The 18,720-nt window shown below is 60.7% G+C and carries 18 protein-coding genes; 2 read left to right on the plus strand and 16 right to left on the minus strand.

What is annotated here, in order from left to right; all coding sequences use genetic code 11:
* Positions 1-67: 67 nt before the first annotated feature.
* The 10 genes from PR017_RS10975 to urtA all read right to left on the minus strand — a co-directional run bounded on the left by PR017_RS10975 (position 68) and on the right by urtA (position 8,336).
* Complete coding sequence (locus PR017_RS10975) at positions 68-484, minus strand: lysozyme inhibitor LprI family protein (protein ID WP_111222538.1); 417 nt, start codon at positions 482-484, stop codon at positions 68-70.
* Between the two features lie 23 nt (positions 485-507).
* Positions 508-813, minus strand: coding sequence for an urease subunit beta (locus tag PR017_RS10980; RefSeq protein WP_111222537.1), 306 nt, complete (start codon positions 811-813; stop codon positions 508-510).
* Between the two features lie 13 nt (positions 814-826).
* Positions 827-1,081, minus strand: a complete 255-nt coding sequence (locus PR017_RS10985; protein WP_111222536.1) for a DUF1272 domain-containing protein — start codon at positions 1,079-1,081, stop codon at positions 827-829.
* Positions 1,082-1,087: 6 nt separating this feature from the next.
* Positions 1,088-1,390: an urease subunit gamma gene (locus PR017_RS10990; RefSeq protein WP_111222535.1), complete on the minus strand. Its 303-nt coding sequence runs from the start codon at positions 1,388-1,390 to the stop codon at positions 1,088-1,090.
* Positions 1,391-1,409: 19 nt separating this feature from the next.
* Positions 1,410-2,231 (minus strand): urease accessory protein UreD, encoded by an 822-nt coding sequence (locus PR017_RS10995; protein WP_111222985.1) that lies wholly within the window; start codon positions 2,229-2,231, stop codon positions 1,410-1,412.
* Between the two features lie 103 nt (positions 2,232-2,334).
* Entirely contained in the window at positions 2,335-3,030 is a 696-nt protein-coding gene (urtE, locus tag PR017_RS11000; RefSeq protein WP_111222534.1) for an urea ABC transporter ATP-binding subunit UrtE, read from the minus strand.
* Between the two features lie 193 nt (positions 3,031-3,223).
* Positions 3,224-3,979: an urea ABC transporter ATP-binding protein UrtD gene (gene urtD / locus PR017_RS11005; protein ID WP_111222533.1), complete on the minus strand. Its 756-nt coding sequence runs from the start codon at positions 3,977-3,979 to the stop codon at positions 3,224-3,226.
* 4 nt (positions 3,980-3,983) lie between these two features.
* Positions 3,984-5,144, minus strand: coding sequence for an urea ABC transporter permease subunit UrtC (urtC, locus tag PR017_RS11010; RefSeq protein WP_111222532.1), 1,161 nt, complete (start codon positions 5,142-5,144; stop codon positions 3,984-3,986).
* Positions 5,141-6,757, minus strand: a complete 1,617-nt coding sequence (gene urtB / locus PR017_RS11015) for an urea ABC transporter permease subunit UrtB (RefSeq protein WP_111222531.1) — start codon at positions 6,755-6,757, stop codon at positions 5,141-5,143. The genes urtC and urtB overlap by 4 nt, the downstream gene beginning before the upstream one ends.
* A 283-nt stretch (positions 6,758-7,040) precedes the next feature.
* Entirely contained in the window at positions 7,041-8,336 is a 1,296-nt protein-coding gene (gene urtA / locus PR017_RS11020; RefSeq protein WP_111222530.1) for an urea ABC transporter substrate-binding protein, read from the minus strand.
* 214 nt (positions 8,337-8,550) lie between these two features.
* On the opposite strand from urtA, the gene PR017_RS11025 reads away from it, so the two are divergent.
* Positions 8,551-11,937, plus strand: coding sequence for a hybrid sensor histidine kinase/response regulator (locus PR017_RS11025; RefSeq protein ID WP_111222529.1), 3,387 nt, complete (start codon positions 8,551-8,553; stop codon positions 11,935-11,937).
* Positions 11,930-12,853 (plus strand): response regulator, encoded by a 924-nt coding sequence (locus PR017_RS11030; protein WP_111222528.1) that lies wholly within the window; start codon positions 11,930-11,932, stop codon positions 12,851-12,853. The genes PR017_RS11025 and PR017_RS11030 overlap by 8 nt, the downstream gene beginning before the upstream one ends.
* Positions 12,854-12,962: 109 nt before the next feature.
* On the opposite strand, the gene PR017_RS11035 is transcribed toward PR017_RS11030, so the two are convergent.
* The 6 genes from PR017_RS11035 to PR017_RS11060 form a co-directional block, all read right to left on the minus strand.
* Positions 12,963-14,087, minus strand: coding sequence for a branched-chain amino acid ABC transporter substrate-binding protein (locus tag PR017_RS11035; protein ID WP_111222527.1), 1,125 nt, complete (start codon positions 14,085-14,087; stop codon positions 12,963-12,965).
* 118 nt (positions 14,088-14,205) lie between these two features.
* Entirely contained in the window at positions 14,206-14,559 is a 354-nt protein-coding gene (locus tag PR017_RS11040) for a DUF6867 family protein (RefSeq protein ID WP_111222526.1), read from the minus strand.
* Between the two features lie 23 nt (positions 14,560-14,582).
* On the minus strand, positions 14,583-15,311 hold the full coding sequence (locus tag PR017_RS11045; protein ID WP_111222525.1) for an ABC transporter ATP-binding protein: 729 nt from the start codon (positions 15,309-15,311) through the stop codon (positions 14,583-14,585).
* A 1-nt stretch (position 15,312) separates the two neighbouring features.
* Positions 15,313-16,176 carry an ABC transporter ATP-binding protein gene (locus tag PR017_RS11050; RefSeq protein ID WP_111222524.1) on the minus strand — a complete coding sequence of 288 codons (864 nt, stop codon included), beginning with the start codon at positions 16,174-16,176 and terminating at the stop codon, positions 15,313-15,315.
* The gene (gene livM / locus PR017_RS11055) at positions 16,176-17,567 is read right to left on the minus strand and encodes a high-affinity branched-chain amino acid ABC transporter permease LivM (protein WP_111222523.1); all 1,392 of its coding nucleotides are present in this window, start codon (positions 17,565-17,567) and stop codon (positions 16,176-16,178) included. The genes PR017_RS11050 and livM overlap by 1 nt, the downstream gene beginning before the upstream one ends.
* A gap of 4 nt (positions 17,568-17,571) precedes the next feature.
* Complete coding sequence (locus PR017_RS11060) at positions 17,572-18,474, minus strand: branched-chain amino acid ABC transporter permease (protein ID WP_111222522.1); 903 nt, start codon at positions 18,472-18,474, stop codon at positions 17,572-17,574.
* Positions 18,475-18,720 lie beyond the last annotated feature (246 nt).

Here is an 18,720-nt window from a genome sequence, read left to right on the forward strand (position 1 = left end):
TTGCTTTGCTGGAAGAAGGAGCCGAGGCGTGGTCACCAGCGGGGCCGGCGGCATCGTTCGACGAAGCTCAATTTCCCGACCCTTCCGCCATTTCCTTCAGTTCCTTTGTCCGCAGCCGGGTCATCGTCGCCTTGCAACTTGAGACGAGCATTGGCTCCATCGATCCGCCGCGCGCCTGGAAGCCCTCTGCCTCGCATTGACCGTCCCGGTAGGCGATCCAGCCGCGCTGTCCGGCAAGCAGTGCCTTCTCAGCGCCCTTCATCTCTCCTTCGAGATCGGCATCGACTGCCTGCAGGGCCGCCCGGGTCTTCTTGTATTGCGCGTTCAGCTCGGCATCCGCCGTATCGAAATCCTGTTCCGCGCAGATGTTCATATCCATTTGCGTTTCGGCCTTGCTGCAGTCGGGCGTTTCGTCGGCCAAGGCTAGACCGTGGGCCATCGCCATCATCATGCCTGCCGCAGCCATCATCAGGTTCAAACGCATCAGCTGTCCTCAGTGGGGTGGGATCAGAGCTTGCCCATGACCAGCTGGCGAAAACCGTAGACCTCGCGCTTGCCGGAAAGGGGAATGAGCGTCACAGAGCGGGTCTGGCCTGGCTCGAACCTAACGGCCGTCCCGGCTGGAATATCGAGCCGCATGCCCCTCGCCTGCTCGCGGTCGAAGGCGAGCCCGCCGTTTGTCTCAGCGAAATGGTAGTGGCTGCCGACCTGCACCGGCCTGTCGCCGGTATTGGACACGTCGATGGAGATCGTCGGGGCGCCGGCGTTCAATTCGATATCGCCGCTGGCGGCAATGATTTCACCGGGGATCATCGGATGCTCCTCTTCATGCGGCCTCGGCGGGCGGGCAGCCCCCGGCCTTCAATATACGTTTCGTCGAGGCCGGATTGGCCGCAAGTTTTGCTGCCGGCCGTACCGGACGACGGACCAGCTCACCACCGCAGTTCGGGCATATGCCGGAAAGCGTGCCGGAGGCGCAATCGGCACAATAGGTGCATTCGAAGCTGCACATCATCGCCTCGCGGCTATCCGCCGGCAGGTCGCGATCGCAGCATTCGCAATTGGGCCTGAGCTCGAGCATGACAGGTTACCGGATAGGTTCGTGGACGGTGACAAGCTTGGTGCCATCCGGGAAGGTCGCCTCGACCTGCACATCGTGGATCATCTCGGCAATGCCTTCCATCACCTGGTCGCGACCGATGACATGGGCGCCGGCGGACATGAGGTCGGCAACGGATCGGCCGTCGCGTGCGCCCTCGACGACAAAGTCGCTGATCAGCGCGATGGCCTCGGGATAATTGAGCTTGACGCCGCGCTCAAGCCGCCGGCGCGCCACCATCGCCGCCATGGAAATCAACAGCTTGTCTTTTTCTCTCGGAGTGAGGTTCATCGTCTGCCTATCGCTTGAACTAGAGATTCCAGACTTTCGGCACTGGCGCGCCATTGCGCAAGGCCGAAATGATCGGGATAAGGATTTTTCTGAGCGCAAAGCCATCTGCCGCCGCAAGCCGGATCACCAGCTTGCCGTTCCAGTGGCTGACGCCCCCGTTGCGCCCCTCCAGCATCGGCCGAACGGTCGAGAGATAGCGCTCCGCCGAGGGGCCTGCGTAGAGAACCGTGACGAAGGCAACCTGCCCGCCCAGCACCGCCCGCTCGGCAGTCAGCGCCGCCACATCGCCGTCGAGCCGCAAGTCCTCGGCATGGATCAGCCGGCCGGCCCGGCGAATACGCCAGCGGTCGCGAAAAAGCCCGGTCAGCATCGCCTCGCCCATCGCCTTGCGGCCCAGCAATACGGCTTCGACAGCGAGGAATTCTGCCGTCCCGTCGAGGTCGACATCGAGCGTGCGCGACAGCGCAGCACGGTCGAAGAGGATCGTTTCCTGCGGCAACCAGTCCACCCGCGCTCCGGCACCGACCTCGATCCGCGTCCTGATTTCGGCAATACCGGCGGATGCCTTGTAGATCTTCTCGCAGGCCTGCGTTGTCACGTCGATGCGTGTCTGCGCCGCCGCCGTGACGCTCCAGTCCATGCGGTCTCCACCGGTCAGCCCGCCGGCCGTGTTGATGATGACGGCTTCCATCGAGTTGTCGAAGGTGTCGGGCAGGCGGATCTTGGCAGCCCCTTCCTGGAAGAATTCGGCCAGCCGGGTACGTCCGTCGAGCCACTTCGCTGCCAGGTGGCCGCGTCCCTCGGCCCTTTGCGGCCTGGTGCTCGCTGCCATCGTCGTCATCATGCGATCCTTGCGATAAACTTACACAATAGCCGCCATTCAACCTCGCAAGCGTCTGAATGCAAGCTCTTTTTCGTTTCGCCGTATTTCTGCGAAGTGTCCATCATACCGTCAGGTGGCGGCGGGCTTCCGGCGTATCCAGCGTTTCGGCCAGCCCTTCATGAACGATCTCGCCGCGGTCCATGATGTAGACATAGTCGGCAAGCTCCCGGCAGAAATCGAGATATTGCTCGACCAACAGGATCGCCATGCCGGTGGAATCCCGCAAGTACTGGATGGCGCGGCCAATGTCCTTGATGATCGAGGGCTGGATACCTTCCGTCGGCTCGTCGAGCACGAGGATCTTCGGCCGCGTCACCAGCGCCCGGCCGATGGCTAACTGCTGCTGCTGCCCGCCCGAGAGATCGCCGCCCCGCCGCGACAGCATGGATTTCAGCACCGGAAACAATTGGAAGATATCCTCCGGCACCGTCCGGTCGCGGCGCGCCAGCGGCGCAAAGCCGGTCTCGAGATTTTCCTTCACCGTCAGCAGCGGAAAAATCTCGCGCCCCTGCGGCACATAGCCGATACCCTGCTTTGCCCGCGCATAGGGCGCCAGGCCGTCAAGCTTATGATCGTTGAAGCTGATACTGCCGGCACTCAGCGCATGCTGGCCGGTGACAGCCCGCAGCAGCGAGCTCTTGCCGACGCCGTTGCGCCCCAGTACGCAGGTGATCTTCCCCATCTCCGCCTTGATCGAAATGCCCCGGAGTGCTTGGGCGGCGCCGTAATGGAGATTTGCGTTTTCGACGGTCAGCATGGTGCGGGTTCCTCATTCATCGGGGCGGGCACCCCCCTCTGTCCCTCCGGGACATCTCCCCCACAAGGGGGGAGATCAGCCGAGACCTTTTGGCCAGAAAGGGAAAAGAAGGATCTCCCCCCTTGTGGGGGAGATGTCAGCGAAGCTGACAGAGGGGGGTAAGCCCACCCCAAGCTGTGGATCATCCCGTTCATCATCGCCCCAGATAATTCTCGATCACCTTCGGATCGCTGCTGACGAAATCGATCGAGCCTTCGGCCAGCACGGAGCCTTCAGCGAGACACGTCACCTTGACGCCGAGATCGCGGATGAAGCCCATGTCGTGCTCGACGACAACCACCGAGCGGGTCTTGGCGATTTCCTTTAGCAGGATCGCCGTTTCCGCCGTCTCCGCGTCCGTCATCCCGGCCACCGGCTCGTCGACCAGCAGCAGCTTCGGCTCCTGCGCCAGCAGCATGCCGATCTCAAGCCACTGCTTCTGGCCATGGCTGAGGTTGGCCGCCAGCTCGTCGCGCCGATGGTGCAGCCGGACGGTATCGAGGATCTCGTCGATGCGGGCGCGGTCGGTCGGGGTCATCCTGTAGAACAGCGTCGCGAACACGCCGCGACTGCGGTTCAGTGCCAGTTCCAGATTGTCCCAGACCGTATGGCTCTCGAACACCGTCGGCTTCTGGAATTTACGTCCGATGCCGAGAAGCGCAATGTCGGCCTCGTCCTTCTTGGTGAGATCGACGGCGCCGTTGAAGAACACCTCGCCCGAATCCGGCTTGGTCTTGCCGGTGATGATGTCCATCATCGTCGTCTTGCCGGCACCGTTCGGGCCGATGATCGCCCTGAGTTCGCCGGGCTCGATGACCATCGACAGCGAATTCAGCGCCTTGAACCCGTCAAAGGAGACAGACACGTTGTTGAGGTAGAGCATGCTTGTGGGTTTGCCGTCCGTGATCATGCTCTTACTCCGCCGCCTGAATGGGTTCGTCGCTCTCGCCTTTTTCCGCCGCCGCGGACGCCCGCCGCGACCTGCCGCCGCCGGTGCCGTAATGGGCAATCGTGCCGACCACGCCACGTGGCAGGAACAGCGTCACGGCGACGAATAGCCCGCCGAGCGCAAACAACCACACTTCGGGAAACAGGCCGGTAAAGATCGTCTTGCTGCCGTTGACGAGGATCGCCCCGATGATCGGACCGATCAGCGTGCCTCGCCCGCCGACAGCCGTCCAGATGACCACTTCGATGGAGTTGGCCGGTGCGAATTCGCCGGGGTTGATGATGCCGACCTGCGGCACGTAGAGTGCACCGGCAATGCCAGCCATCATCGCCGAGACCACGAAGGTGAACAGCTTGATGTTCTCGACACGGTAGCCGAGGAAGCGGGTCCGGCTTTCGGCATCGCGAACACCGACCAGCACCTTGCCGAACTTGGAGCGCACGATACCCGACGCGATCAGCAGGGCCAGCGCCAGAAACAGCGCGGTCAGCGCGAACAGCGCCGCACGGGTGCCGTCGGCCTGAATGTTGTAGCCGAGGATCTCCTTGAAGTCGGTGAGGCCGTTGTTGCCGCCGAAACCCATGTCGTTGCGGAAGAAGGCCAGCAGCAGCGCGTAGGTCATCGCCTGGGTGATGATCGAGAGATAGACGCCGTTGACGCGCGAGCGGAAGGCTAACCAGCCGAATACATAGGCGAGCAGCCCCGGCACCAGCAGCACCATCAGTGCTGCAAACCAGAAATGGTCGAACCCGTACCAGAACCACGGCAGCGCCTTGTAGTTCAGGAACACCATGAAATCGGGCAGGATCGCGTTGCCGTAGGAGCCGCGGGCACCGATCTGGCGCATCAGGTACATGCCCATGGCATAGCCGCCGAGCGCGAAGAAGGCGCCGTGGCCGAGCGACAGGATGCCGCAAAAACCCCAAACGAGATCGAGCGCCAGCGCCAGTAGCGCGTAGGTCAGGTATTTGCCGAACAGCGACATGATGTAGGTCGGCACATGCAATGCGCTCTGCGGGCTGGTCAGGAGGTTGGACGCCGGGACGAGGATTGCCACTGCAATCAGCAGCAGGATTGCAATGATGATCTTGCGGTCGAGAGACCGGAGCAGGAAGGCCGTTATCATGCTTCCACCGCCCTTCCTTTGAGTGCGAAGAGCCCACGCGGTCGCTTCTGGATGAACAGGATGATGAGGACGAGCACCAGGATCTTGCCGAGCACGGCGCCGGCATAGGGCTCGAGGAACTTGTTGAGGATGCCGAGCGACATGGCGCCGACCAGCGTCCCCCAGAGACTGCCGACACCGCCGAAGACGACGACCATGAAGCTGTCGATAATGTAGGCCTGGCCGAGATTGGGCGAGACATTATCGATCTGACTGAGCGCGACGCCAGCCATGCCGGCAACGCCCGAGCCAAGCGCGAAGGTGAAGGCATCGACCCAGGCGGTGCGGATACCCATCGAGGACGCCATACGCCGGTTCTGGGTTACCGCCCGCATCTGCAGCCCGAACGACGAGCGCTTCAACAGCAGCAACAGGGCGACAAAGACGACCAGCGCAAAAGCGATGATCCAGAGCCGGTTCCAGGTGATATCGAGGCCGCCAAGGTCGAACGAGCCGGACATCCAAGAGGGATTGCGGACTTCCCGGTTGGTCGGGCCGAAGATCGATCGCACCGTCTGCTGCAGGATGAGCGAGATACCCCAGGTGGCGAGCAGCGTTTCGAGCGGCCGCTTGTAGAGGAAGCGGATGACCGTGCGCTCGATCAGGAAGCCGACGGCGCCAGTGAACAGGAAGGCGGCGGGCACTGCAAAGGCCAGGGAGTAGTCCGCAAGTCCCGGCGCATATCGGGTGATGGACTCCTGCACGACATAGGTCGTGTAGGCGCCGAGCATCACCATTTCGCCATGCGCCATGTTGACGACGCCCATGACGCCAAAAGTGATGGAGAGGCCGATGGCGGCCAGCATCAGCACCGAGCTCAGCGACAGGCCGTACCAGATATTTTGCGCCACATCCCAGAGCGCCAGATTGTCCTTGATCGCATCCATATCCTTCTGGATGGCAGGCTGCAGCTCGGCGGATGCCGTCTGCATGGCTGCCGTCAGGATTGTCAGCGCATCGCGGTCGCCACGGGCCGCGATCATGTCGATGGCAGCCTTCTTGTCGGCCGGGCTGGCATCGGTCTTCAAAAGCACGACAGCGCGCGCCGCTTCCATGGTTTTCTTGACCTGCGGATCTTTTTCCTCGGCCAGCGCGGAATTAAGCAGATCTATATTGCTGGGGTCGGCATCCTTCAGCATGCCCTCGGCTGCCGCCAGGCGGGCGCCGCGATCCGGGCTCAGCAATGTCAGTTGGCCGATTGAGGCGCTGATTACGCCGCGCAGAGAATTGTTGACCTTGACCTTAGTCATCGTGTCCGGATCGATGTCGGCCACCGCCTCGCCGGTGACCGGATCGGCAAAGGTCGGCGCATCGTCGGTGCCGCCCTGCAGCAACACCGGACCGCCGTCCTGGTTGACGAACAGCAGGCCGTCGCTCAGTTCCTGCAGAATCTTGCCGACATGCGGGTCCTTGGAGGCAACCAGCGCCTTGATCGCCGCTTCGCGTTCCGGAAAATCGCCGACGCCGAGTGCATCGACCAGCGGGTGAATGGTGTCTTCGGCCTTCAGCACCGGCGCAAAAGCCGGCATGGCGAGGCAGAGGGTCACAAGGAAAATCTTGATGGCGCGATACATCGGCTCTTTCGCCTCGGTTATCGTAAAGCTGCGGGCCGGTTTGGCCAGGCGAAGGTTTGTTTTCTGGTGTCGTTGCATCGTGTCTGCCGTCTCCTCGGGCCAGCGTCGCTGCTGTCATCCTTGGGGCATCGTCTCTGTCGTCATCCTCGGGCTTGACCCGAGGATCCAACCCAGTCGTGCGATCGCAGATGCTCGGGACAAGCCCGAGCATGACGCCGGAGAGGCTTAGGCAAAGTCTTGGCGGATGATGCCCGGGAATGTGACCTCCCGGGCATCGATCGAATTACATGCCCTTGCCGCCGCACTTGCCGGTGGCAACGTTGAAGTTGCCGCAGGACATCGGCTTGCGCCAATCGGAGATCAGGTCCTTGGAGTCGGGCAGGTAGTCCGACCATTCGTCGCCAACGACAGCAGGCGTCTGCTGGACAATGTCGAACTGGCCGTTGCCCTGGATTTCGCCGATCAGTACAGGCTTGGTGATGTGGTGGTTCGGCATGACGGTCGCATAGCCGCCTGACAGGTTTGGAACGGTAGTGCCGATGATCGAGTCCAGCACCTTGTCGGTATCGGTCGAACCGGCAGCCTGGACAGCCTTAACCCAGGCGTTGAAGCCGATATAGGCAGCTTCCATCGGGTCGTTGGTGACGCGCTTGTCATTCTTGGTGTAGGCGTGCCACTGCTTGATAAAGGCCTTGTTGGCAGGCGTTTCAACGGATTCGAAGTAGTTCCAGGCAGCGAGATGGCCGACCAGTGGCTTGGTGTCGAGACCGGCAAGCTCTTCCTCGCCGACCGAGAAGGCGATGACCGGGATGTCGGTGGCCTTGATGCCCTTGTTGCCGAGTTCCTTGTAGAACGGCACGTTGGCGTCGCCGTTGATTGTCGAGACGACGGCGGTCTTCTTGCCGGCCGAACCGAAATCCTTGATCTTCGACACTTCCGTCTGCCAATCGGAGAAGCCGAAAGGCGTATAGTTGGTGATGATGTCTTCCTTCGGAATACCCTTGGAAATCAGGTAGGCCTCAAGGATCTTGTTGGTGGTGCGCGGATAGACGTAGTCGGTGCCTTCGAGAACGAAGCGCTTCACGCCTTCCTTCTGCATCAGGTAGTCGACGGCAGGGATCGCCTGCTGGTTCGGCGCTGCGCCGGTGTAGATGATGTTACGCGAAGATTCTTCGCCTTCATACTGGACCGGGTAGAACAGCAGCGAGTTCAGCTCTTCGAATACCGGCAGGACAGACTTGCGCGACGAGGACGTCCAGCAACCGAAGACGGCGGCAACCTTGTCCTTCTGGATCAGCTCGCGGGCCTTTTCGGCAAACAGCGGCCAATCGGAGGCGGGATCGACGACGACGGCCTCGAGCTTCTTGCCGAGAAGGCCGCCCTTCTTGTTCTGCTCGTCGATGAGCATCAGCATGGCATCCTTGAGAGTAGTCTCGGAGATGGCCATGGTGCCGGAAAGCGAATGAAGAATGCCGACCTTGATCGTGTCGTCCGCAGCATAGGCGGCGCCGTTGAACAAAGCCGACGTCGACAGGACGGTACCGATAACGGCACCCGTGACGTAGTTCTTGAAATTCATTGTTTTATCCCCTCTTCGAATTCGACAACACTGGCGAAAACCCGCCGTTAACTGTTGCTTGAGGGACTATGGTTTGGCGCGGGAGAAAACCGTATACGCAATTTGACGTAGGCGGTGGGCGAAACGTGCATCCTTTGCGTCGCGCCGCTTTAAGGCCGGCGATGAACCGTGTTAGCTATCCTCACAGCAAATCGCAGAGGACGTCGACAAAGGCATGGCCGCACGCCAACGCATCATTCCCGTCAGGCGGGAGTATAATCGCTGGGTCGCCAACCAGACGCTCGAAGACTACGCGCTGCGCTTTACCGCCAAGAGCGCCCGGCAGTTTTCATCGCAGCGCATTTCGCAGACAGCCATCGGCGCCATCTCGTTCCTGGCGCTGGAGGCAATCGGCGGCGCCATCACGCTGTCATACGGCACCACCAACGCGTTCTATGCGATCATCGTCGCCAGTCTGGTGATGCTGGGCGTCGGGCTGCCGATCAGTCGCTACGCCATCCGCCACGGCGTCGATATCGACCTCCTGACCCGTGGTGCCAGCTTCGGATACATCGGGTCGACCGTGACCTCGCTGATCTATGCCAGCTTCACCTTCATGCTGTTTGCCATCGAGGCGTCGATCATGTCCGGTGCGCTGGAGCTGACGCTCGGGATACCGCTGTGGATCGGCTATATCATCAGCGCCTGCATGGTCATTCCGCTGGTGACCCACGGGGTCCGCCTGATCAGCCGTTTCCAGCTGCTCACCCAGCCCTTCTGGATCGTCCTCAATGTCCTGCCCTTCGTGTTCATTGCCTTTTCCGACTGGGAAAAATTCGATATCTGGCGGGCCTTTGCCGGCCTCGACCGGCCATCCTCTTCCGGCACCCTTGCTCCCTTCAACCTCATCGATTTCGGCGCCGCCTCGGCTGTCATCCTCGCCTTGATCTCGCAGATCGGCGAGCAGGCCGACTTCCTGCGCTTTCTGCCGCCGGAAGGCCATCGCAAGCTTCGCCACCGGCTGGCGATCTTTCTGGCCGGTCCCGGCTGGGTGATCATCGGCGCGCCGAAGCTGCTGGCCGGTTCGTTCCTCGTCGTGCTGACGCTGAGCGCCGGCGTTCCGGCCGACCGTGCCGCCGACCCGGCACAGATGTATCTCACAGCATTTGGCTACATGATCCCCTGGCACAATGCAGCGTTGCTGCTGATGGTCGCCTTCGTGATGGTCTCGCAGCTGAAGATCAACGTCATGAACGCCTATGCCGGCTCGCTGGCGTGGTCGAATTTCTTCTCGCGCCTGACCCATAGCCATCCCGGCCGCGTCATCTGGCTGGTGTTCAACGTCGCCATCGCGCTGCTACTGATGGAGCTTGGCATTTACCGGCTGCTGGAAGAGACGCTTGGCATCTTCTCGATCATCTCCATGGCCTGGCTCTGCACGATTTCGGCGGACCTGTTCATCAACAAGCCGCTCGGCCTCGCCCCAGAAGGCATCGAGTTCAAGCGCGCCCATCTCTACGACATTAACCCAGTCGGCCTTGGCGCCATGACCCTGTCGGCCGGCATCGCACTGACGGCGCATTTCGGCCTGTTCGGCGCGGTTGCCGCATCTCTTGCGCCCTACATCACCCTGATCGTAGCGCTGGTCGCCTCGCCTGCCATCGCCTGGGCCACCAAGGGCAAGTTCTACCTCGCACGCAAGCCGCGTCAGAGCTGGAAGAACCTCACCGATATCACCTGCTCGATCTGCGAGCACCCGTTCGAGCCGGAGGACATGGCCTGGTGCCCCGCCTATGCGGCGCCGATCTGTTCGCTTTGCTGCTCGCTCGACAGCCGCTGTCACGACATGTGCAAGCCGAACGCCAATCTCAACGCCCAGATCGGCACCGTCGCCCGCGCCGTGCTGCCGGCGACGGTCATCGCCAAGCTCACCACGAGGCTTGGGCGCTACGGCATCGCGGTCGTACTGGCGCTCAGCGCCGTCGGCGTCATCCTCGCCCTCATCGCCCACCAGGTATCCTCCGCCTCGCCGGAGACGGCCGAAGTGGTCAACCGCACCATCCTGATCGTCTTCTTCGTCTTCGCCGTCATCGCTGGCATCGTCTGCTGGTTCTACGTGCTCGCCCATGACAGCCGCGTCGTTGCTGAAGAAGAGTCCTCTCGGCAGAATACCCTGCTGCTGAAGGAAATCGCCGCCCACAAGAAGACCGACGCTGCGCTGCAGACCGCCAAGGAAACAGCTGAAAGCGCCAACCGCGCCAAGAGCCGCTATGTCGTCGGCCTCAGCCACGAATTGCGCACCCCGCTCAACGCCGTGCTCGGCTACGCCCAGATCCTCGAGCGCGACGAAACGATACCCGCGCCGCGCCAATCCTCGATCCGCGTGATACGGCGCAGCGCCGAGCACCTGTCGGGGCTGATCGACGGCCTGCTCGATATTTCGAAAATCGAGGCCGGTCGCCTGCAGGTCTATTCGAACGAGATCAACATCCGCGATTTCCTCGACCAGATCATCGACATGTTTCGGCCGCAGGCACAGGCAAAAGGCCTCACCTTCATCCATGAGCGCGCCGCCTCCCTGCCGGATTACGTCCGCACCGACGAGAAGCGGCTGCGGCAGATCCTCGTCAACCTGCTGTCCAACGCCATAAAGTTCACCGACCGGGGAACGGTGCGCTTCGACGTCGGCTATCGTAGCCAGGTGGCCACATTCTCGCTTTCCGACACGGGACGCGGCATCGCCGAGAAGGATCTCGGACGCATCTACGAGCCGTTCCAGCGTGGCGAGGCAGAAACCGTCCGGCCGATGCCAGGCCTCGGCCTAGGCCTGACCATCACCCAGCTCCTCACCAACACGCTGGGCGGCGAAATTTCCGTGACCAGCGAAAAGGATGTCGGATCGACCTTCAAGGTGCGGCTGATGCTGTCCGCCGTGCAGCGGCAGATGAAGCCCGTGCCGCAGGAGCGAAAGATCGTCGGCTATGACGGCTCGCGGCGGACGATCGTTGTCGTCGATGACAACGAGGATCACCGGGAGATGATGCGCGAGATTTTGGTGCCGCTCGATTTCGTTGTCCTGACCGCCGTCAGCGGCCCGGATTGCCTGACACTGATCGAAGGCATCAAGCCCGATCTTTTCCTTGTCGACATCTCGATGCCCGGCATGAACGGCTGGCAACTGGTGGCAAGGCTGCGCGAAAGCGGACAGGCGGGACCGATCCTTATGCTCTCGGCCAATATAGGCGATGGAACCGCCGGCAGGGAAAACAGCAGCGGCCACGACGACGCCATCAGCAAGCCGGTCGATATCCGGCAATTGCGCGACCGGCTGGCGCTGCATCTCGGCCTCAAATGGATCTATGCCGACACCGTTGCAGCCCCTGCCATCAAGGCACCGCTGCCAATGAAGAGCCCCGGCCTCGATCATATCGGAGAGTTGATAAGCCTTGCCGAAATCGGCTATATCAGAGGCATTGAGGCAAAGCTTGCAGATCTCGCCAGGCTGCCCGAGAACCAGCCTTTCATCGATGCGCTGCGGGTCTATGTCCAGGCCTTCGATCTGACCGGCTTTCTGGCATTCCTGCGTGAATTCGACATCGAAAAGGTAGAACCGATTGGCTGAACCCGCCCTGCCACGCGACATCGTTCTGCTCGTGGATGACTCGCCGGAAGCCCTCGGATTTCTGACCGACGCCCTCGAACAATCGGGCTTTTCCGTCCTGATCGCCACTTCCGGTCCGGCGGCGCTCGCCATCGTCGAGCGCATCACGCCCGACCTTATCCTGCTCGATGCCGTGATGCCCGATATGGACGGTTTCGAAACCTGCCGCCGGCTAAAGGCGAATTCCGGCATTTCGCAGGTGCCGGTGATCTTCATGACGGGGCTGACCGAGACCGAGCACGTCGTCCACGCGCTGGAATCCGGTGGCGTCGATTACCTTACCAAGCCGATCAATATCGACGAGCTGCGGGCCCGCATCCGCGTTCATCTGCGCAATGCCCGCTCGGCGCAAAGTGCCAGGGTGGCGCTCGATGCCGCCGGCCGGCACCTGCTCGCCGTCAGAGGCGATGGCAGCATCCACTGGTCGACGCCGCAGGCAACGCGATTGGTCAATGCCGCCACCGGCAGCGACGATGGCCTTGAGCTTGTCGTGGCTGAAATCAGCAGCTTCATGCGAAAAGGCGGGCGCACCCTTCCCACTCGCGACAACGTTCTGTCCATCAGCCCCAACGGCCATGCAGCGCTGCAACTGGCCTTTCTCGGCACGATTGGTCCCGACGAGCACCTGTTCCGGCTGACCGCTGCACGGCAACATGCCGACGACAGCGTGCTGCGCCAGCATTTTTCCCTCACCCAGCGCGAATCCGAAGTGCTGCTGTGGATCGCCAAGGGCAAGGCCAACCGCGACATCGGCGAAATCCTCGGCCTTTCCGCCCGCACGGTGAACAAGCATCTGGAGCAGATCTACGTCAAGCTCGGCGTCGAGAACCGCGCCTCGGCAGCCGTCAAGGCGGCCCATGTGCTGCGCGAGATGTAGCGACGTAGTCGATCGACCGCCGCTCATCCCTCGAAATCGTTGCTCGTGTAAAACGAAAGAAGCCCGGCCAATGGCCGGGCTCCCAACTGATTGCCTACAACTTACAAGCTTACTTCACGTCCTGCGGGAAGTAGCTGATTTTGCCGTCAGGACCCTTCTTCCATTCGTACATGATGTAGCCTGGGATCTTCGGGTCGCCCTTGGCGTCGAACGAGATGTCGCCGAGAACGGTCGAGAACGGACCCTTTTCGTGCATGGCCTTGGCAACGGTTTCAGCGTCGACCGAGGCAGCAGCCTTGGCAGCGGCAGCGATCGTCTGAACGGCAGCATAGGAGTACAGCGTGTATGCTTCAGGGTTGAAGCCGGCAGCCTTGAACTTCGCAACGAGGTCCTTGTTGGCCGGGTTCAGTGTCGGATCGGGACCGAAGGTGTTCAGCGTGCCGATGACGGCGTCGCCAGCGATCGAAGCCAGTTCGTTCGAAACGATACCGTCGCCCGAAACGAGTGTGGCCTTGACGCCCTGGTCGGCAGCCTGGCGGATGATCAGGCCAGCTTCCGTGTGCAGCCCACCCCAATAGATGATCGAGACGCCGGCTTCCTTCATCTTGGCGATGAGGGCCGAGAAGTCCTTGTCGCCGACGTTGATGCCTTCGTACATGACTTCCGTCATACCGGCTGTGTTCAACGCCTTCTTGGTTTCATCGGCGAGACCCTGACCGTATGGGGTCTTGTCGTGAATGATGGCGATCTTCTTGTCCTTGAAATGGGCAGCAAGATAGGCGCCGGCAACGCCGCCCTGCTGGTCGTCGCGACCGCAGGTACGGAAGGTGTTCCACAGGCCGCGTTCCGTGAAGGTCGGGTTGGTCGCGGCAGGCGTGATTTCGAGAATTCCGTTTTCAGCATAGACCTCCGATGCCGGGATGGAAACGCCCGAGTTGAAGTGACCAACGACGTACTTGACGCCATCGGCAACGAACTTGTTGGCAACCGAGATGCCCTGCTTCGGGTCGGAAACGTCGTCGCCGAGTTCGATCTTGATCTTTTCGCCATTGATGCCGCCGGCAGCATTGATGTCTGCTGCGGCCTGTTCGGCACCCTTCTGGAGCTGTGCACCGAAGGCTGCGTTCGGACCGGTCAGGGGACCGCCGACGCCAATGATGATATCGGCCCATGCAGTACCGCTGAAAGCGACGAGCGCCGTCAGAGCCACTGCCGAAAGAAGAGATTTCTTCATATTATTACTCCCAATTTTTGGGCGGGGACCGGTCAAGAACCCAACGCATTACCCACCATTGTCCGCGTCGGGGAAGCTGTTCCACTCCAGGCAATTCATGCCCAGTTTCAACGGGCTGTCAATGTTTGTCCTTCCACGAAAACGCGGAAGTCCGTTCGTACAGCCAGTAATAGTTGTTGACCATCTGATTGGTGCGGCGATAGCGGAAACCGGCCATCGAAACGATCAGAAGGACAACGAAATCGATGCCGAAATACAAGGCGCTGAGCATGGGCCCATCGAAGAGCGCATGGTGCAGGAACTGCATCACCCACGCCAGGAGAAACGTATAGGCGATGACCAGGCCGTAGCCATCCCAGTTCTCGGCAACAGCCCTGCCGGCCCGCGACGCGGTCCACAGGCCGAGCAGCAAGACGAGGCCCCGGATGATCATCCGCACGCCGGTGTCGGGCTCGAAGAAAAGTCCCTGCATATTAAAGCTCCCCTTCTGTCGGCCTAATGCCGGCCGCCTTCGAGATAGGCCGCACGGACTTCCGGATTGGCAAGCAGTTCCCTGCCGGAACCGCTCATAGTCACCTTGCCGTTGACCATCACATAGGCCCGATGCGAAAGCTTCAGGGCTGCGAATGCGTTCTGTTCGACGAGGAAAACCGTCAGGCCTTCCTTCTCGTTCAGCTGTTTGATCGTCTCGAATATGCCCTTTACGATCAGCGGCGCGAGACCGAGCGACGGTTCGTCCAGCAACAGCAGCTTAGGGCGGGCCATCAGCGCGCGGCCGATCGACAGCATCTGCTGCTCGCCACCCGACAGTGTCCCGCCGCGCTGCGCATGCCGCTCCTTGAGGCGTGGAAACATCGTGAAAATCTTCTCGACGTCTTCCTTGAAGTATTTGAGATCGTCCAGGCCCGCGCCCATCTGGAGGTTTTCCATGACGGTCATGCGCGGAAAGATGCGACGACCTTCCGGTGACTGGGCGATGCGCAGCCGGGCGATCTCGTGCATCGGCAGCTTGGTGATGTCGCGGCCTTCGTAGATGATCGAGCCGGAGCGCGCCTGCGGACTGCCGCAGATGGTCATCATCAGCGTCGATTTGCCGGCACCGTTGGCACCGATCAGGCTGACGATTTCGCCGCTGTTGACGTGAACGTCGACGCCGGCGAGCGCGCGGATATTGCCGTAGTAGGTTTCGACGTTCTGGACGTGAAGCAAGGGTTGGGTTGTCATGTTACTGGGCGCCCCCTTCGAGGTGCTCGACTTCGGCGATCACGTCTTCCAATTCGTCGTCCTCGACGCCGAGATAGGCGGCAATCACCCTCGGGTCGTTCTTGACGTGGTCAGGCGTACCGTCGGAAATCTTCTGGCCATATTCGAGAACGATGACGTGGTCGGAAATCTCCATCACCACGGACATGTCATGCTCGATCAGCAGGATTGACGTCCCGGTTTCGGCGCGGATGGCGCGCAGCAATGCGTTCAGCACCGCCGATTCCCGCGGGTTCAGACCGGCGGCAGGTTCATCGAGGCAGAGTAGCTCCGGCTCGGTGCACATGGCACGGGCGATTTCCAGACGACGCTGGGCGCCGTAGGGCAGATCGCCTGCGGGATCGTCGGCACGTTCGATCAGATCGGCCTTCTCCAGCCAGAAGCGGGCCAGTTCGATGGCCTTCTTGGCTTCCCGGCTGTATCCGCCGATGCCGAGCAGGCCGAGGATTGTGTAGCCGGAAGCCTTCATCAGCTTGTTGTGTTGCGCCACCAGAAGGTTTTCCAGCACCGTCAGGCCGGAAAACAACCTGATATTCTGGAACGTGCGGGCGACCTTGGCTTCGCGGGTGATGCGGAAATCCGGCAGCCGCTCGAGCTGGAAGGTCTTCCCGCTCTTCTGGTTCATGGTGATCATCCCCATCGTCGGCTTGTAGAAGCCGGTGATGCAGTTGAACACGGTGGTCTTGCCGGCACCGTTAGGGCCGATGAGAGCTGTGATATTGCCGCGCTTGGCCTCGAAGGAGAAGTCGTTGATGGCCATCAGGCCGCCGAACTTCATCGAAAGGTGCTCGACCTTGAGAAGCGTGTCGCTGGACAGGGTGTTCATCAGCCGTGTCCCTCCTTGGTAAAGCTGCCGGAAACTGACTTGCTTTCCTTCAGGAAAGCCGTCGGCGAGCGAGACCCGACAAAACCACGCGGCTTGAAGAGCATCACGATCACCATGGCCAGCCCGAACAGCAGCATGCGGTAGAGTTCAGGGGTGAAATCGGGGCCGAAGATCGCTTTCAGGAAGTCCAGTTCGCGCAGGATTTCCGTGCCGCCGACCATAACGACGGCAGCGATGGCAATCCCGGTCAGCGATCCCATGCCGCCAAGGACGACGATGGCAAGGATGACGGCCGATTCCAGGAACACGAAGGATTCCGGCGAGACGAAGCCCTGGCGCGCGGCGAAGAAAGATCCGGCGAAGCCACCGAACATCGCACCTGTCGCAAATGCCGTCAGCTTGGTCGTCACGGTGTTGATACCGAGCGAGCGGCAGGCGATTTCGTCTTCGCGCAGCGCTTCCCAGGCACGGCCGATCGGCATGCGACGCAGGCGTATGGTGACATAGGCGGTCAGCATGCAGAGCGCCAGGATCAGGTAGAACAGGAAGATCTTGTAGTAAGCCGACGACATCGGCAGGTCGAACATCTTGGCAAAACCGGTCGACGTCGCGTCGAACTTGATGCCGAATAGCGTCGCCTTCGGGATACCGGAGATACCGAACGTTCCCTTGGTCACCTCGGTCCAGTTGATCAGCACCAGGCGAATGATTTCACCGAAGGCAAGCGTCACGATTGCGAGGTAATCGCCACGCAAGCGCAGAACCGGGAAACCCAGGATGACGCCCCACAAGGCGGCGAAGATACCCGACAGTGGCAGCAGCAGCCAGAAGGACAGGCCGAAATGGGTCGAGAGCAGAGCGTAGGAGTAGGCCCCGACGGCGTAGAATGCCACGTAGCCAAGGTCCAGCAGACCGGCAAGGCCGACAACGATGTTGAGACCCCAGGCAAGCATGACGTAGATGAGGATCTGGATGCCGAAGTTGTCGACGTAGAGCAGCGAGCCCTGCGCGCCCACGAGGCCGACGACGATCATCGGATAGAGGATCATCAGAACGAGGGCAGCCTTGAGAAAGTGCTTTTGAAGAAAGGTCTTTTCCGTCGATATCGCGAGTTCGCCGGCGCGCGCCTTGCTGAGCTTGCGCTCGTCCAGGTGTGGGCGGAGGAAGACGATAACGGCGAAGCGGCCGACGGCGGCGATGGCGACGAATATCGCCAGCAAGCCCCAACGCTGGACGATGATCAGCTCGTTGTGGATGTTCTGGTCGGTCTTCAGGCCGATATAGAGAACGAACATGCCGAACGAGATGAGGGCAGCAAAAAAGGCTTCGATGAGGCCTCTCCGGATCAGGCCCGAGGAGGTCTTGCCGGTATCGGTGATCGCATTTGCCATATTATTAAACCTTCTCGACTTCAGGCCGTCCGAGGATACCAGTCGGCTTGAAGATCAGCACGAAGGCCAGGATCGCAAAGGTTGCAACGTCTTTGTATGCGATGGTGAAGTAGGCAGACCATAGCGACTCGATGAGGCCGATGAGCACCCCACCGAGCACAGCGCCGGGAAGGGAACCGATACCGCCGAGAACCGCCGCGGTGAAAGCCTTGACACCGGGGGTGAAGCCATCGGTGAACGAGGCCACGCCATAGTACATCAGGTACATGGTGCCGGCGACGGCAGCGAGCGCTGCGCCCATGATAAAGGTAATCGAAATCGTCTGGTCGACGTTGATGCCGAGCAGCGCCGCCATTTTTCGGTCTTGTTCGGTGGCGCGCTGGGCACGCCCGAGCGCTGTGAACTTGACGATGTACCAGAACACAGCCAGCAGCACCGCAGTGATGATCAGGATGATGATCTGCTTCAGCGAGACGGAGATGCCACCAATGGTATAGACGTCACGTACCAGCGAGGGGATCGGCTTGTTGCGCGGGCCCTGAGCAACCTGGATGAAATTCGACAAAGTAATGGACATGCCGATCGCGGTAATCAGCGGCGCCAGCCGGAACGATCCGCGCAGTGGCCTGTATGCGACACGCTCGATCACCCAGTTCCAAAGGCTGACGACCAGCATGGCGACAACCATCATGATCAGCAAAATAACCGCCACCGGCAGGCCGATGAAGATGGATGTCAGCACTAGATAGACTATGAGGGCAGCAAACCCGCCGAGCATGAAAACGTCGCCATGGGCAAAATTGATCATGCCGACAATGCCGTAAACCATCGTATAGCCGATGGCGATGAGGCCATAGATGGACCCAAGAGTCAGCCCGTTAAGGAGCTGCTGGATAAAGTACTCCATATATCTCTTTCCCCTGGACGCGAATTTTTCTCGCGTCTCTTATTGGTTAACGTTTGCCTCCAAAAGAGGCATCCATTCCCCAAAATCCATAGCGCTTTCGGCGCGAATGTGAAGACAAAAATACAGTACGTTGATAATTTCTTTTCAGAAAATGAGTGATTGACGCATTTTAATCCACAGGATGATCAAAAAAAGCACGCTCGGGCTGAAAAATAATCGATAATGCGCGTAAAAACATTTTAGGCT

This window comes from Rhizobium tumorigenes (genome assembly GCF_003240565.2).
GTDB classification, from domain to species: Bacteria; Pseudomonadota; Alphaproteobacteria; order Rhizobiales; family Rhizobiaceae; genus Rhizobium; species Rhizobium tumorigenes.